General features: G+C 72.0%; 15 protein-coding genes. 8 read left to right on the forward strand and 7 right to left on the reverse strand.

The window, feature by feature from the left end:
- Positions 1-10: 10 nt before the first annotated feature.
- The 4 genes from ACFZBP_RS38650 to ACFZBP_RS38665 form a co-directional block, all read right to left on the reverse strand.
- Positions 11-1,243: a DUF4032 domain-containing protein gene (locus ACFZBP_RS38650; RefSeq protein WP_383452691.1), complete on the reverse strand. Its 1,233-nt coding sequence runs from the start codon at positions 1,241-1,243 to the stop codon at positions 11-13.
- A 41-nt stretch (positions 1,244-1,284) separates the two neighbouring features.
- On the reverse strand, positions 1,285-2,031 hold the full coding sequence (locus ACFZBP_RS38655; protein ID WP_391420602.1) for an MBL fold metallo-hydrolase: 747 nt from the start codon (positions 2,029-2,031) through the stop codon (positions 1,285-1,287).
- A gap of 49 nt (positions 2,032-2,080) precedes the next feature.
- Entirely contained in the window at positions 2,081-3,292 is a 1,212-nt protein-coding gene (locus tag ACFZBP_RS38660) for an acyltransferase family protein (protein WP_391420604.1), read from the reverse strand.
- Positions 3,293-3,401: 109 nt separating this feature from the next.
- A complete protein-coding gene (locus ACFZBP_RS38665; protein ID WP_391420606.1) occupies positions 3,402-4,031 on the reverse strand; it encodes an alpha-ketoglutarate-dependent dioxygenase AlkB in 630 nt (209 codons plus the stop codon).
- A gap of 130 nt (positions 4,032-4,161) precedes the next feature.
- Between ACFZBP_RS38665 and ACFZBP_RS38670 the strand changes: the two genes are divergently transcribed.
- Together ACFZBP_RS38670 and ACFZBP_RS38675 are read left to right on the forward strand one after the other, a co-directional pair.
- Positions 4,162-4,788, forward strand: a complete 627-nt coding sequence (locus ACFZBP_RS38670; protein ID WP_383452699.1) for a TetR/AcrR family transcriptional regulator — start codon at positions 4,162-4,164, stop codon at positions 4,786-4,788.
- A gap of 24 nt (positions 4,789-4,812) precedes the next feature.
- Positions 4,813-6,486, forward strand: a complete 1,674-nt coding sequence (locus ACFZBP_RS38675; protein ID WP_383452701.1) for an FAD-binding dehydrogenase — start codon at positions 4,813-4,815, stop codon at positions 6,484-6,486.
- A 59-nt stretch (positions 6,487-6,545) separates the two neighbouring features.
- On the opposite strand, the gene ACFZBP_RS38680 is transcribed toward ACFZBP_RS38675, so the two are convergent.
- Positions 6,546-6,896: a DUF488 domain-containing protein gene (locus ACFZBP_RS38680; RefSeq protein WP_383452703.1), complete on the reverse strand. Its 351-nt coding sequence runs from the start codon at positions 6,894-6,896 to the stop codon at positions 6,546-6,548.
- Positions 6,897-7,037: 141 nt separating this feature from the next.
- Between ACFZBP_RS38680 and ACFZBP_RS38685 the strand changes: the two genes are divergently transcribed.
- The 4 genes from ACFZBP_RS38685 to ACFZBP_RS38700 all read left to right on the forward strand — a co-directional run bounded on the left by ACFZBP_RS38685 (position 7,038) and on the right by ACFZBP_RS38700 (position 11,927).
- The gene (locus tag ACFZBP_RS38685; RefSeq protein WP_391420610.1) at positions 7,038-8,423 is read left to right on the forward strand and encodes a M1 family aminopeptidase; all 1,386 of its coding nucleotides are present in this window, start codon (positions 7,038-7,040) and stop codon (positions 8,421-8,423) included.
- Positions 8,424-8,649: 226 nt separating this feature from the next.
- Positions 8,650-9,393, forward strand: coding sequence for a L,D-transpeptidase family protein (locus ACFZBP_RS38690; RefSeq protein ID WP_391420612.1), 744 nt, complete (start codon positions 8,650-8,652; stop codon positions 9,391-9,393).
- An 18-nt stretch (positions 9,394-9,411) separates the two neighbouring features.
- Positions 9,412-10,107: a response regulator gene (locus ACFZBP_RS38695; protein WP_383452709.1), complete on the forward strand. Its 696-nt coding sequence runs from the start codon at positions 9,412-9,414 to the stop codon at positions 10,105-10,107.
- Positions 10,104-11,927: an ATP-binding protein gene (locus ACFZBP_RS38700; protein ID WP_391420614.1), complete on the forward strand. Its 1,824-nt coding sequence runs from the start codon at positions 10,104-10,106 to the stop codon at positions 11,925-11,927. Before ACFZBP_RS38695 ends, ACFZBP_RS38700 begins: the two co-directional genes overlap by 4 nt.
- Positions 11,928-11,952: 25 nt before the next feature.
- Here the strand turns inward: ACFZBP_RS38700 and ACFZBP_RS38705 are convergent, their stop codons facing one another.
- Both ACFZBP_RS38705 and ACFZBP_RS38710 read right to left on the reverse strand, forming a co-directional pair.
- The gene (locus ACFZBP_RS38705) at positions 11,953-12,186 is read right to left on the reverse strand and encodes a WhiB family transcriptional regulator (protein WP_062717002.1); all 234 of its coding nucleotides are present in this window, start codon (positions 12,184-12,186) and stop codon (positions 11,953-11,955) included.
- Positions 12,187-12,292: 106 nt separating this feature from the next.
- Complete coding sequence (locus tag ACFZBP_RS38710; protein ID WP_391420617.1) at positions 12,293-13,510, reverse strand: saccharopine dehydrogenase C-terminal domain-containing protein; 1,218 nt, start codon at positions 13,508-13,510, stop codon at positions 12,293-12,295.
- Between the two features lie 145 nt (positions 13,511-13,655).
- Between ACFZBP_RS38710 and ACFZBP_RS38715 the strand changes: the two genes are divergently transcribed.
- A complete protein-coding gene (locus ACFZBP_RS38715) occupies positions 13,656-14,357 on the forward strand; it encodes a TetR/AcrR family transcriptional regulator (RefSeq protein WP_383452715.1) in 702 nt (233 codons plus the stop codon).
- Positions 14,358-14,477: 120 nt separating this feature from the next.
- Positions 14,478-15,794: an MFS transporter gene (locus ACFZBP_RS38720; RefSeq protein WP_391420620.1), complete on the forward strand. Its 1,317-nt coding sequence runs from the start codon at positions 14,478-14,480 to the stop codon at positions 15,792-15,794.
- The last annotated feature ends 2 nt before the right edge of the window (positions 15,795-15,796 follow it).

A 15,796-nucleotide genomic window follows, 5' to 3' on the forward strand; every position in this document is an offset into this window, starting at 1 on the left:
GCCCGCCGGCTCAGTCGGCCGTCGGCTGCAGTGTCTCCCGGGCCTTGGGCAGGATGTTCTCGATGTAGTCCTCGACCACCGTGTCCAGGCCGATGTCGTGCTGTGCCCGCTCGGACAGGTACCAGCGGTGTTCGAGCAGCTCGTGGTAGATCTCGGCCGCGTCCATCGAACCGCGCAGCTCCAGCGGCACGGCCCGCACCGTGGGCCGGAAGACGTCCCGCACCCAGCGGTGGGCGAGGACCTCGGGGCGGGCGCCGAGGGGGTCGCCCGGGGCGTAGTCGTCCTGGGTGGCCATCCAGCTCTCCAGGTCGTTCAGCAGCCGTCGGGCCTGGTTCTCCTCGGTGTCCAGGCCCGTCAGGCGCAGCAGTTGACGCTGGTGGTGCCCGGCGTCCACGACCTTGGGCACGAAGGTGACCGTGTCGCCGTTGGTGGCGTGCTCGATCTGCATCTCGGCCACGTCGAACCCGAGGTCGTTCAACCGGCGGATCCGGCGCTCGATGTAGTGGTACTTGCCCGCCGGGTACACCGAGGTGCGGGTCAGCTCCTCCCACAGGCTGCGGTAGCGGGCGCAGATCTCGGTGCCGAACTCGATCGGGTCCACCGAGGGGTGCAGCGCCCCGGACGCCTCCAGGTCCAGCAGCTCGCCGCTGATGTTGACCCGGGCGAGGTCCAGGTCGTAGTCGCGCTGGCCGTTGCTGAGCTGCGGGTGCAGATCGCCCGTCTCGGCGTCCACGAGGTACGCGGCGTAGGCGCCCGCGTCGCGCCGGAACAGCGTGTTGGACAGCGAGCAGTCGCCCCACGCGAACCCGGCGAGGTGGAGGCGGACCAGCAGCACGGCCAGCGCGTCCATCAGCCGGTGCATGGTCGCCGGGCGCATCGTCGTCTCGAACATCGAGCGGTACGGCATGGAGCCGCCCAGGTGCCGGGTCACCAGGACCGACTCCAGCGGGCCGCCGTCGCCGTCGGCGCGTCCGGTGACCACGGCCAGCGGGTCCACCGCCGGGATGCCGATGCGGTCCAGGTCGCGCAGGAGCTCGTACTCGCGCAGTGCCGGGCGCTCGGCGAGCTCCTTGACCGCGATCACCTCGTCGCCGGCCCGCGCGTAGCGCACGACGTGCCGGGATATACCGCGCGGCAGCGGGACGAGGACGTCGTCCGGCCACTGCTCCAGCGGCAGATGCCAGGGCAGCTCCAGCAGGAGCGCGGGGTGCTCCGGGTTCGTCGCGCTGATCTGCAGTGCCATGCGCCGTTCGTCCTCGCCTCGCCGGTGATCGTCACCTCACCCTAAAGCGCTCGCTCCCGCGCCTGAAGAGCAGCTTCCTGCACGGACCCCCGGTGCAGCGGCCCGTGGCCGGGCAGCAGCACCTCGCCCTTGAGTCCTTCGAGGACCTCCAGCGAGGCCACGGCCTGTGCCCGCTCGCGGTGGAACATGTCGGGCAGCAGTTGCGGTCCCTTGATCCGCGAGGTGGGATGCCCGCTCACCAGGGCGTCGCCCGCGATCAGCACGCCGGCGTCGGGCAGGTGGTAGGCGCAGTGCCCGTCGGTGTGACCGGGCGTGTGCACGGGGACGGGGCGGCCGGGCAGGTCCAGCGGGCCCGTCGAAGGGAACGGCTCGGGTGCGGTGACCGGGACGTGCGCGGTGCCGCCGGAGCGGATCGCGTGGATCGCCCAGGGCAGGACGCCGGGCCGCCAGCCGTTCTTCAGCACCGTCCCCACGTTCACCTGGTGGAGGAACTCCCGGCGCGCGTGCGGCACTTCGGCCTCGTGCAGGTATATCGGCGTGCCGTGCGTGGCGTTGAGGTACTCGGCGTTGCCCAGGTGGTCCGTGTGCGCGTGCGTGATCAGCACGGCCGTGACGGCCTCCGGTGAACCGCCCAGCTCGGCGAGCGAGGCGAGGAGCTTCGGTCGGTCCCCGGGGTAGCCGGTGTCGATCAGCGTGAACGCGTCCCCCTCGGTCAGGATCACCCAGTTGGTGTTGCTGCCGTGCACCAGATAGGTGCCGTCGGCGACTTGCTGCACATCTGCCCGCATGATCGTCCCCAGTGGTGAGGTCCCTGCCCGACGGACACAGCAAAGCAGATCAGGAGGGGGGCGTGACCGGCGGGTCGGGACGCATCCCGAACAGCAACCGCGTCAGCCGCGTCCTGCGCACCAGGCACTCGTACAGGACGACTATCACCGCAAGCGAACCGGCCACGATCGCGGCGTACTTGATCACGATCGGCGCAGGCCGGCCGACGACGCCGTACGCGAGAGCGACCACCACCGGCTGGTGCAGCACGTACACGGGCAGGGCGGCGATCCCCAGGTACACCATGGCGCGCGACGGCGGCCGTCCCTCGCCCGGCTGGTCCTTTCGCGCCCGCCCCGCGCGCGGCCGGTCCAGCAACCCCAGGATCGCCACGACCCAGCACCAGCCCGCCGCCCCGAACACCGCTCGCGTCAGCAGACCCTGCGGACTCCCGTCGGTGAACGGGTCGTCCAGTGACATGAACCCGGGCGCGGCCCCCGCGAACAGGACCAGCCCGGCCACGGCCACGGGAACGGCGACCCGGCGCAGCGCGCCTCGGACACGGACGTCGTCGGCGAGGACGTACCCGAAGACGAAGAACACCAGATACGCCCAGCGGTTCCAGCCCGCGAAGCCCTCCTCCATGCCCAGGAACGCGTTGATCGCGGCCAGCGGCACGAGGGGTACGAGGAGCAGGGCAGGCCGCCTCTCCACCACCTGCCCCAGTCGCTCCGACGTGGCCGCGAGCGGCGCCGCGACCGGGGCGAGCAGCAGGCTGAAGGTGAGCAGCAGTACGACGAACCACAGATGGCCGGTCTCGAAGTGCTCCCCGTCCAGGACGAACGGGAAGTCGGCCGGGTCCGGACGGACGGTGAGGAAGCGGAGCCAGAAACGCCCGTACGACTCGTCGTAGGCGGGGTCGGCGGACCGCAGCCGCAGCCACTGGGGGAGCGGGCACAGGACGACGGTCGCGAAGACCAGCGGAACGCCGAGGCGCAGCAGCCGTTCACGGGTGAAGCGGGCGGGGCCGCGGCGGCGGATCGAGTACCGGGAACCCAGCCCGGCGACGAGGAACAGCATCGGCATCGCCCACACCACCCCGAACCCGGCGAGCACGGTGACGGCCTCGGTCGTCTGCGCGTTCTTGACGTAGAAGTCGTCGTCCGGCGAGAAGACCAGGGCGGAGTGGAAGAAGACCAGCCCCAGGACGACGAAGACCCGCAGCGCGTCCAGTTCGCCACGCCGGGGAGCGGTGGCCGATGCCTGCGTCTCGACGCTCACGCCCACAGTCTGTCCGCCCGGCAGGGCTCCGCCCAGAGGAAGGGCTGCCTCCGGCACCGTCCACCGGAGACAGCCCCCTCGCGCGCCCCGAAGCGGCCGCCTCTCCGCCTCAGTGCACGCCGTGCGGGCGGAACTGCACGCTGATGCGCGGTCCCGTGGCGCGTGTGGTCTTCGGGATCGAGTGCTCCCAGGTCCGTTGGCAGGAGCCGCCCATCACGATGAGGTCGCCGTGGCCCAGCGGGCGGCGCACCGTCCCGCCGCCGCCCCGCGCCGGGCGCAGCAGCAGATCCCGGGGCGCGCCCACGGAGAGGATGGCGACCATCGTGTCCTCGCGCGCGCCCCGCCCGATCCGGTCCCCGTGCCAGGCGACACTGTCCCGGCCGTCGCGGTAGTAGCAGAGCCCGGCCGTCGTGAACGGCTCCCCGAGCTCCTCGGCGTAGTACGCGGACAGCGCGTCGCGGGCGTCGGCGAGGACGGGGTGCGGGAGCGCGTCGCCGGACCCGTAGAAGGAGAGCAGTCGAGGTACGTCGACGACGTGGTCGTACATCGTGCGCCGCTCGGCACGCCAGGGCACCTCGGCGGCGAGCTGTTCGAACAGGGCGTCGGCTCCGCTCAGCCAGCCGGGCAGCACGTCGATCCAGGCGCCGTGGGTCAGCCGTGTGCGGCGGACCCCGGCGAGGTCGCCGAGCCGCAGCTCGTCGGTCTGGTCGAACAGGGAGCCCTGGAGGTGCGTGGCCATGGTTCCAGCGTACCCCTGATTCGAAAATCTGTTCCTATTCATTTCTCGACCGGCATCTCGCCGGTTTCCGGCCGGCTCTTTGGATACATTCCTGTATCGGATACATTCACGTATCGAACGGAGGCGGGACATGGCGGTGAAGGAAACGACCGGGCGCGTCACCAAGCGCCGCGTCCGCACCCGTGCCAACCTGCTCGACGCCGCGTTCGCCGTGTTCGCCGCCAAGGGGTTCGGCCGGGTCTCCATCGAGGAGGTCTGCGAGGCCGCCGGCTACAGCAGGGGCGCCTTCTACTCCAACTTCGACAGCCTGGACGAGCTGTTCTTCGCCCTCTACCGGCAGCGCGCCGACCTGATCGCGGAGCAGGTGTCCGGCGCCCTCGCCCTCGACGGACCGGACCTGGACGTGCCCGCCGCCGTGGACCGGGTCACCGAGGTGCTGCTGCTGGACCGGGACTGGCTGCTGGTGAAGACGGACTTCCTGGTGCACGCCGCGCGCGACCCGGCCGTCGCACAGGCCCTGCTGGAACACCGCGCCCGGCTGCGCGGCGCCATCGCGGACCGGCTGGCCAGGGCGCGCGGACACACCGCGCTGCCCGCCGTGCTCGGCGACATCGACGGCGCCGCCCGCGCCGTGGTCGCCGCCTACGACGGCGTCACCACCCAACTGCTGCTGGACCGGGACGGCGAGCACGCCCGGGCCTGGCTGGGGCAACTGCTCACCGCGCTGCTCACCGACGGCAGCGACACCACCCGATGAGGACATGAGGAAGGGACGGTCGCCATGGATGCCGACGTCATCGTCGTCGGAGCGGGACTCGCGGGCCTGGTCGCCGCGAGCGAACTGACCAGCCGGGGCCGCAGGGTCGCACTGGTCGACCAGGAGAACGCGGCCAACCTCGGCGGGCAGGCGTTCTGGTCCTTCGGCGGGCTCTTCCTCGTCGACTCCCCGGAGCAACGGCGCCTGGGCATCAAGGACTCCCTCGACCTGGCCTGGAACGACTGGCAGGGCAGCGCGGGCTTCGACCGCATCGACGACGAGGACTCCTGGGCGGTGCGCTGGGCGCGCGCGTACGTCGAGTTCGCGGCCGGCGAGAAGCGGACCTGGCTGGACGGCCACGGCATCAAGTTCCTGCCCACGGTCGGCTGGGCCGAGCGCGGCGACCTGCGCGCCCACGGCCACGGCAACTCCGTGCCCCGCTTCCACATCGCCTGGGGCACCGGCACGGGCGTCGTGGAGCCGTTCGTGCGGTACGCCAAGGAGGCCGCGCGCGACGGGCTGCTCACCTTCTACCACCGGCACCAGGTGGACGAGCTCGTCATCGAGGAGGGCGCGGCACGCGGTGTGCGCGGCACGGTCCTGGCCGACGACCACTCGGCCCGCGGCGTCGCCTCCAACCGCGACCGCGTCGGCGAGTTCGAACTGACCGCCCAGGCCGTCGTCGTCACCACCGGCGGCATCGGGGCCAACCACGACATCGTCCGCCGCTACTGGCCCGAGCGGCTCGGCACCCCGCCCACCGAGATGGTCACCGGCGTCCCCGCCTACGTCGACGGCCGCATGCTCGACATCAGCGCGGAGGCGGGCGTACGCCTGGTCAACCGCGACCGCATGTGGCACTACACCGAGGGCCTGCAGAACTGGGACCCGATCTGGCCCGGCCACGGCATCCGCATCCTGCCCGGCCCGTCCGCCATGTGGTTCGACGCCCTCGGCCGCCGACTGCCCGACCCCTGCCTGCCCGGCTACGACACCCTGGGCACCCTCAAGCACCTGCGCACCGACGCCGACATCGCCGGGTACGACCACTCCTGGTTCGTCCTCAGCCAGAAGATCATCGAGAAGGAGTTCGCGCTGTCGGGCTCCGAGCAGAACCCCGACATCACCGCCAAGGACCGGACCGGCTTCCTCAAGGAGCGGGTGCTCGGCAAGGGCGCACCGGGACCGGTGGCGGCGTTCCTGCGCAACGGCGCCGACTTCGTGACCGCCCCGAACCTGGAGCAACTGGTCGAGCGGATGAACCAGCTGACGGACAAGCCGCTCCTCGACGCCGGGACCGTCCGACGCCAGATCGAGGCCCGCGACCTCCAGATCGCCAACCCCTACAGCAAGGACGCCCAGGTCCAGGGCATCCGCAACGCCCGCCGCTACATCGGCGACCGCCTCGGCCGCGTCGCCACCCCGCACCGCATCCTCGACCCCGCGGCCGGCCCCCTCATCGGTGTCAAGCTGCACATCCTGACCCGCAAGACCCTCGGCGGCATCCAGACCGACCTCGACTCCCGCGCGCTCGGCGCCGACGGCACGCCGATCGACGGCCTGTACGCGGCCGGCGAGGTCGCCGGCTTCGGCGGCGGCGGTGTCCACGGCTACAACGCCCTGGAGGGAACCTTCCTCGGCGGCTGCCTCTTCTCCGGCCGCGCGGCGGGGCGGGCGGCGGCGCAGCAGGTCGGCTAGGGGGTGTTTCGGAAGTCCTGGACGCCGTGGGTGCCGTGCGGGACCTTCGAAACACCCCCCTAGGACTCCAGCAGGCGCACCAGTACGGTGGCGTGACTCTGCTCCGGCGTCTTCGACGCGGTCAGCAGGGTCACGTCGCCCTTGTTTGCCAACTCCCGCACCCGGTCCAGGAGCTCGGTGGCCTCGGGATCGGCCAGCTCCGCCTCGTACCGCTCGGCGAACTCCTCGTACGAGCCCTCGCCCGCGTGGTACCAGCGGCGCAGTTCGGTCGACGGGGTGAGCGCCTTCGGCCACTCGTCGACGCGGGCCGCCTCCTTCGACAGGCCGCGCGGCCACAGCCGGTCGACCAGGACGCGGACGCCGTCCGCGGGCTCGGGCGGATCGTAGACACGGCGGATGCGCACGCTCACGGGCGGCCTCTCGACAAAGGGGTGAGTGCGTCGGAGCGTACTGCTCAGCCCGCGGGGACTTGACCTGATCAAGGGCGAGTTGCGGGGGAGGGGGCCTTTAGTGTGAAGCCGTTGTCCACCCCCCGAACCGTAGGAGAGCACGTGCCGAAGGCCGTCAGACGCACCTTCGTCCTCGTCACCACCCCTCTCGCCCTCGCCGCTCTGCTAGGGGCCGCCGCGCCCTCGCCGACGGGCTCGTCCGGAGTCGGTGACCCCTACTTCCCGCTCGCCGGAAACGGCGGATACCACGTCGGCCACTACGACCTGACACTCCGTTACGACCCCGGCAGTCGTCGCCTCGACGGCAGGGCGGTCCTCACCGCCCGCGCCACCCAGCGTCTGAGCCGCTTCGACCTCGACTTCAAGGGGCTGACCGTCACCGGCCTGACGGTCGGTCACACCAAGGCCGGATTCCGGCGCGACGGACAGGAACTCGTCGTCACCCCGCAGCGCGCCCTGCGCAAGGGGGAACGATTCACCATCACCGTGACCTACAAGGGGAAGCCCGCCCCCGTCACCGACCCGGACGGCTCGCTCGACGGCTGGATCCCCACCGACGACGGAGCCTTCGTCGCCGGGGAACCGCAGGGTGCGATGACCTGGTTCCCGGCCAACAACCACCCCACGGACAAGTCGTCGTACGACTTCACGATCACCGTCCCCCAGGGGCGCACCGCGGTCGCCAACGGCGTCCTGCTCTCCCAGCGGACCACCCACGGCAAGACCACGTTCCGCTGGCGGCAGAGCGAGCCCATGGCCGCCTACCTGGCCACCGCGACCGTCGGGAAGTTCAAGGTGGAGCAGTTCACCACCAGGAACGGCATCCGCGTCTACAACGCCGTCGACCCGCGCGAGGCCGCCGCCGCGGCACCCGTGCTCAAGAAGCTGCCCTCCGTCCTGGAGTGGGAGAGCAAGCTGTTCGGGCCCTACCCGTTCCGTGCCGCCGGATCGATCGTGGACCACGCCCCGGACGTGGGCTACGCGCTGGAGACGCAGAGCCGTCCGGTCTACGACCGCGCGCCCGACCTGAGCACCCTCGTCCACGAGAGCGCCCACCAGTGGTTCGGCGACTCCGTCTCGCTCACCTCCTGGAAGGACATCTGGCTCAACGAGGGGTTCGCGACCTACGCGGAGTGGCTCTACGCCGAACAGCACGGCGGCGCGAGCGCGCAGAAGACCTTCGACGAGCTCTACGCGAAACCCGCGAGCGACGACCTGTGGGAGTTCCCGCCCGGCGACCCCGGCAGCGGCGCCAACATCTTCGGCACCCCCGTCTACGCCCGTGGCGCGATGACCCTGCACGCCCTGCGCACCGCCGTCGGCGACCGGGCGTTCCTGCTGATCCTGCGCGCCTGGGCGTCCGGACACCGCTACGGCCACGGCACCACCGCGCAGTTCGAGCGCCTGGCCGAACTGGTGTCCGGGAAGGACCTGGACGGCCTGTTCCGGACCTGGCTGGACACGCCGGGCAAGCCGAACCGGGCCTAGGGGGTTTCGAAAGTCCCGCACAGCACCCACGGTGTCCGGCACGCACCCTCGCCGCACCGGCCAAAGGCCCGAGTACGTCCAGTACGAGGGCCTTCGTCCGGCGCGCCGAGGGCACGCACCGGCTGCGACACCAGCCGCTGTCGCGGCGGGCGCGGGCACCGCACGGGACTTTCGAAACCCCCCAGAACCTGACAGGTTCCTCAAAAGTGTCGGCCAGAGTCGCACCATGATCACACGCGGAACCCACGTCACCCTGCTCGCCGCGTCCCTGCTTCTCACGGGATGCGGCGGCGGTGCCGTGGCCGGCACGCAGGGCGCGCCCACGCCGTCCCGGGAGCCTGCCAGGACCACTCCCTCGCCGGAGATCTCCGCCGAGGCCGCGCCCCGGCGGATACCCGGCCTCGGCCCGAAGACGCGGGCGAGAATTCCGGCCGACACCCGGCAGGCCGTCGTGGTCACCGGGCGCGGCCGCGACTCGCCGCTCTCCACCGTGGTGCTCCACGAGCGCACGGCGACCGGCTGGCGGGCCGGCGCGAGCTGGCCCGCGCACAACGCCCTCAAGGGCTGGAGCGACCACCACATGGCAGGCGACCTGCGCTCACCGATCGGCGTGTACACCCTCACGGACGCCGGAGGACTGCTGAAGGACCCCGGCACCAAGCTGCCGTACGACCACGGTGCCGGTTTCACCGCACGTGGCACCGGCTTCGAGGGCGAGCCGCTGGCCGGGTCCTTCGACTATGTGATCGCCATCGACTACAACCGCCGGTCCGGCACTTCACCGCTGGACTGGACACGACCGCTGGGCGCCGGGCGCGGCGGCGGGATATGGCTGCACGTCGACCACGGCGGCCCCACCCACGGCTGTGTGAGCATCGCCGAGAAGCACATGAAGGAGCTGCTCCGCACCCTGGACCCGGACCTGCACCCCGTCGTCGTCATGGGCGACGCCGGCTCCCTGAACAGCTGAGCGCCTAGGATCCGCCGGGTGTGCGCACATGTGCTGGTCGCCGAGGACGACGAGATGCAGGCCGAACTCATACGGCGGTCCCTGCTCGCGGAGGGCCACACCGCCACCGTGGTCCACGACGGGCGGGCCGCCCTGGACGCGGCCCGGCGACTCGCCCCCGACCTCGTGGTCCTGGACCTGATGCTGCCGGTGATCGACGGCTTCGGGGTGTGCCGGGTGCTGCGCCGGGACGACGACATCCCGGTGCTGATGCTCACGGCCCGCTCGGCGGAGGACGACGTCCTGCTCGGCCTCGAACTCGGCGCCGACGACTACATGACCAAGCCGTACAGCCCACGCGAGCTGATGGCCCGCATCCGTACCGTGCTGCGACGCGGCGGACGGGCCGGCGACCGGCGGGAGGAGTCCGTCATACGCGCCGCCGGGATCGCCGTCGACCCCGTACGGCACGAGGTGCGGTGCGACGGGGCGACGGTGGAGTGCACGCCGGCCGAGTTCGAGATCCTGCTGGCGATGGCCGCCGAACCCGAACGGGTCTTCTCCCGACGGCAGTTGCTGGAGTGCACCCGGGGCATCGACCGGGCCTCCACCGAGCGGGCCGTCGACGTCCACATCATGAACCTGCGCCGGAAGATCGAGCCCGACCCGCGCCGGCCGGTACGGCTGCTGACCGTGTTCGGCGTCGGCTACAAGCTCAGCGGCGGCCGCGCGTGAGCCGGCGGGTACCGCTGCGCAAGCGCCTGTCGGTACGGCTGCTCATCGCCTCGGTGCTGATCGCCGTGTGCTCGGTGGCGGCGACGGCCTGGCTGGCGGTGGAGACGACCACCCGGGCGCTGCGGGAGGAGCAGGGGCAGGTCCTCGCGGAGGACATGGACGTGCTCGCCCGGCTCAGCGGCCACGCCGCGACCCACCCGGACTGGAAGGGCGTGGAGAAGACGGTCCGCGAGCTGTCCGCCCGCACCGGCCGCCGTATCGCCCTCACCACCACGGACCGCCGGACCCTCGCCGACTCGGCGCCGCCCGGCACTCCTCTGCCGCCGCGCGCCGCCGCCACCGTCGACCCGCTGCACGTCGACACCTACACCGAGCGCGGCGCGCAGCGCGGCGGTGTCGACCCGCGGGTCGTGGGCCCGTACCGGGTGACCGACGAGGAGCGGGCCAGGCTGGAGAAGCTCGCCGTGGTGCGGCAGTGGTGCTTCGCCCGCAACGGCTACGACACCACCGTCGTGCGGACGCCGAGCGGCCGGCCGGTCGTCACCGACCACGACGGGCCCGTCGCGGGCGGGGTCGTGCCCGAGGCGTGCGCCGACGGGCTGCTCAACACGCCGACACCGACCGAGACCAAGGCCCTGGCCGACCTGTCCGAGCGCGCACGGAAGTGTCTCGACCGGCGTGGACTGAACCCTGGTACGCAGGCGTTCGTCACGGTCGACGTGACCGAACAGCGGCTCGGCACCCGCTACCTCCTGGGGAAGACCAAGGGGACCGACGACCGTACGGCCGTGCGGGAGGCGGACCACTGCGTCGACGCGGCACGCCACGCCCAACTGGACCCGTACGTCGCCCCCGTGGCCGAACTGTTCCTCGGCGTCGGCGACACCACCGCCGTCCGGTTCGACATGTCCCCGGCGAACAAGGCCAAGGTCGTCGGTGTCGCGGGCCTCGTGCTGGCCGTCACCGTGGCCGTGACCGCCGTGGTCGCCACCCGGCTGGTACGGCCGCTGCGGGCGCTGACGGAGGCGGCCCAGCAGCCGCCCGAGCTGCATGCCCGGGTCCCCGTCACCACCCGGGACGAGACCGGCATCCTCGCCCTCGCCTTCAACGACCTCACCGAACGCCGCGAGCGTCTGGAAGCCCAGCGCAAGGCGATGGTCAGTGACGTGGCCCACGAACTGCGCAGCCCGCTCACCAACATCCGCGGCTGGCTGGAGGTCACCCGCGACGGCGTCGTCGACCCGGACCCGGCCCTGCTGGGCGCCCTGCACGAGGAGGCACTCGTCCTCCAGCGCGTCATCGACGACCTCCAGGACCTCGCCGCCGCCGACGCGGGCACACTGCGTCTGCACCGCGAGCCCGTCCGCGCCGACGAACTCCTCGACCAGGTCGCCGCCGCCCACCGCGTCGCCGCCGACACCGCCGGCGTCACCCTCGACACCGCCGCGGACGACACCTGCTGGCTCGACGCCGACCCCGTCCGGATGCGCCAGGCGCTCGGCAACCTCGTCTCCAACGCCCTGCGGCACACCCCGGCCGACGGCACCGTGACGCTCGCCGCCCGACGGGACGGCGACGACGTCGTCCTGGAGGTCACCGACACCGGGAGCGGGGTCGCCGCCGACGAACTGCCGTACGTCTTCGAGCGGTTCTGGCGTGCCGAGAAGTCCCGCAGCCGGCGTACCGGAGGCAGCGGGCTCGGGCTGCCGATCGTCCGGCACCTGGTCGCCGCGCACGGGGGAACGGTGGACGCGGCGAGCGAGCCCGGTGCCGGTGCCGTGTTCACGCTGCGGTTGCCGGCCGGCGTGGCGCCCGAGTGACGGGGCCCGCGCCGAGCCCGGCCGCTCATCCGGCGCGCTGTCGCAGCGCCCTTCGCTCGGTCTCGCTCGTGCCGCCCCAGATCCCGATGAACTGGTCCATGTCCAGCGCCCAGCGCAGACACTGCTCCCGCACCGAGCAGCGCCGGCAGACGGCCTTCGCCTGCTCCGTCTGCAACACGGTCGGTCCGGACGTGCCGATCGGGTAGAAGAGGTCGGGGTCCTCATGGCGGCAGGCGGCGTGGTCTCGCCAGTCGTCCATCAAAGTCACCTGCGATCGTCGAATGTGCCCTCGGTGGATGCATTACTCGTTTTCGAGTCGCCTGTCGATGCGCAAGTGAAACCCCGTCGGACACCGGCGAATCCGGTCACTGCTCGCGCATGCCCCACGGGGAGCCGTACGCCGTCAGCAGATCCAGGAACGGCCGGGCCGGGAAGGCCTCCGGGCCCAGCACGCCCGCGCCCGACCAGGCGCCGCCGGCGAGGAGTTCGAGGGCGACGACGGGGTTGACGGCCGTCTGCCACACCACGGCCTGGGAGCCGTACTCCTTCATCGACCACTGGTTGTCGACCACGTGGTACAGGTACACCTCGCGCGCCTTGCCGTCCTTGACGCCCCGCACCCAGGTGCCCGCACAGGTCTTGCCGTGCATCCGCTCGCCCAGCGTCGCCGGGTCCGGCAGACAGGCGGCGACGACGTCCCGGGGAGACACCCGCACCGGTCCGTCGGCGCCCGGCACGGTCACCGGCTCGGTGCGGTCCAGGCCCAGCAGGTGCAGCGTCTTCAGCGTCCCGATGAACTCCTCGCCCAGGCCGTACTTGAACGTCACCCGGCGTGCGTCGACCCAGCGCGGGACGAGCAGCACCTCCTCGTGCTCCACGTTCACACACTCCACCGGCCCGATGCCCTCGGGGAAGTCGAACACCTCGGGCTCGCTGAACGGCTCGGTGGTGAACCAGCCGCGGCCCTCCTCGTAGACGACCGGCGGGTTGAGGCACTCCTCGATCGTGGTCCAGATGCTGAAGGACGGCGCGAAGTCATAGCCGTCCACGGTCAGGTTCGCGCCGTCGCGGACGCCGATCTCCTCGATCTCGTCGAAGAGTTCGTCGGCCGCGTACCGGGCGAACACGTCCGACAGCCCCGGCTCTACGCCCATCCCGACGAGCGCCAGCGCGCCGGCTTTCTCCCAGTCGGCGGCCCGCTCGAACTGGGCGTCGCCCAGTTTGACCCCGCACTCCTCGTACGGGCGCTGCGGGTGCGGCCGGGACAGCGACATCGCCATGTCGACATAGGTGGCCTCGGCGGCGCGTGCCGCCTGGAACAGCGGCAGCACGAACCGCGGGTCGGTGGCGTTGAGCAGCACGTCGCACGCGTGCCGCTCCAGCAGCGCGGTCACCGCCGACTCGTCGCCCGCGTCGACGCGCTCGGCCCGGAAGCGGGCGTCGCCGCCGAGCGCCGCCACGGCCGCCTCGGCACGCGCCAGGTCGTAGTCGGCGACCACCATCGCCTCGAAGAACGGACGCCGGGCCGCGATCCGGGTGATGGCGGTACCCACTCCACCGGCACCCACGAGCAGTACACGCATGACAAGACTCCCTCGGCTTTGAAGGTCCACGGGCTTGAAGGTCTACGACGAGGTGGGGCCCCGCCCGAGATACAACGTGGTCCGTCCACGTAAGGTCAATGGCGTTGGCATAAGGATCGAGAGGACGGGAAGGACGGAGGTCATCGTGCCGAAACCGGTCGTTCCGGAGGAGAAGCGGCGCCGACGCCGTCCCACGAAAAGCGGCACCGTGCTGTCGGAGCGGCTGATCGTCGAGACGGCGCTGCGCATGCTGCGCGAACACGGCAGCGCCGGCCTCACCGCCCGCCGCCTGGGCCTCGCCCTCGACGCGGACCCGAGCACCCTGTACCGGTACTTCCGCGGCATGGACGACCTGACCCTCGCCATCGGCGACGCCCTCATGGGCCAGGCGCTGGACGGCTGGGAACGGACGGGGGAGTGGCGGGCGGACCTGCGCGCCGTGGGGCTGCGCGTCCACGCCGCGTACGTCGCCCATCCGCAGGCCGCCGCGCTCACGACCAGCCGCGTCACCGGGCGGCCCAACGAACTCGCCGCCGACGAGACGGTGCTGGACGTGCTGCGCACCGCCGGGTTCCCGCTGCCGGACACCGTGCGGATCTACCACGCCTTCATCGACCAGGCGCTCGCCTTCGCGGCACTGGACGCGGCGGCGCTGGCCCTGCCGAGCGAGGCGCTCCGCGCTGACGAGGGGATGTGGCGGTCGACGTATGCACGGCTCCCGCGGGCCGACTACCCCCGGATCGCCGAGGCGGCGCCGTTACTGGCGGCGCGGATGGTGGACAGCGCGTATCCGACGGCGTTGGAGATGTTGCTGGACAGTGCCGCCGCGCAGTTGGCGGCGGGGTAGCTCCGCGGCGGGGCCGGGCCAGGTTGTTCCGCGGGTGACTGAGACGCGGGTCCGAACACCTGGCCGGTGCTGCGATAGTGATCCCCGACCGGAAAGATGTAACGAGCATCCAGGAAGCGCGTGGACACCAGCGAGAGCAGTGCCGAACCACAGGATCCACTGGAGAAGGACCCCTCCGCGGTGCCGCCCCGGCGGCGCGGCCCGCGCCGCTGGGCCATGGACACCCGGCCGCTGGGCCGCCCGGCGTACCGGCGGCTGTGGTCCTCGACCATCGTCACGGCCGTCGGCAGCCAGCTCACCGCGGTCGCGGTGCCCAAGCAGATCTACGACATCACGCACTCCTCGGCGTGGGTCGGCGCCGCGAGCCTCGCCGGGCTGCTGCCGCTGGTGGTCTTCGCGCTGTGGGGCGGGGCCGTCGCGGACAGCATGGACCGGCGCAAGCTGCTGCTGATCACCAACAGCGGCATCGCGGTCACCTCGGTGCTGTTCTGGCTCCAGGCCGTCACCGGCCTCGCGTCGGTGGCCGTGCTGATGGTGCTGCTCGCCGTGCAGCAGGCGTTCTGGGGGCTCAACGCCCCGGCCCGCAACGCCTCCATCGCCCGTCTGGTGCCGGCCGAGGAGCTGACCGCGGCGAACGCCCTCGGCTCCACCGTCATGCAGACCGGCCAGGTCGTCGGACCGCTGCTGGCCGGTGTCCTCATACCCGTGATCGGCCTGGCGGAGCTGTACCTCATCGACGCGCTGGCCCTGTGCGTCACGGTCTGGGCGGTCCTGCGGCTGCCCGCGCTGCCACCCCTCGCGGCCCCGGGCGGCAGCGTCAAACGCCGGGCGGGCGTACGGGAGATCGCGGACGGCTTCCGCTACATCGCCCTGCACAAGGTGCTGTTGCTGTCCTTCCTGGCCGACATCATCGCGATGGTCTTCGGCATGCCCCGCGCCCTGTTCCCGCAACTCGCCGGCGAGACCTACGGGTCGTACGGCGAAGGGCTCGCCCTCGGGCTGCTGTTCGCGGCGATCCCGATCGGCGCGGTGGCCGGCGGGCTGTTCTCCGGCACGTTCTCCCGGGCCCGCCGGCACGGCTGGATGGTGATCGGCGCGGTCGTCGCCTGGGGCGCCGCCATCACCGGCTTCGGACTGAGTGGCAGCCTGTGGCTCGCGGTGGCGTTCCTCGCCCTCGCCGGGGTCGCCGACATGGTCTCGATGGTCTTCCGCGGGGCGATCCTGCTGTCCGCCGCCAGCGACGAGATGCGCGGCCGGATGCAGGGCGTCTTCACGGTGGTCGTGGCGGGTGGGCCGCGCCTCGCCGACGTGCTGCACGGCACGGCGGGTTCGGCGTTCGGGGCGCGCACGGCGGTCGTGGGCGGCGGACTGCTGGTCGTCGCCCTCATGGTCGGCCTGGCTCTGCTGGTGCCGGCGTTGCGCCGCTATCGCGTGTGAAC

This window comes from Streptomyces sp. NPDC008086 (assembly GCF_042957325.1).
Taxonomy (GTDB): Bacteria; Actinomycetota; Actinomycetes; order Streptomycetales; family Streptomycetaceae; genus Streptomyces.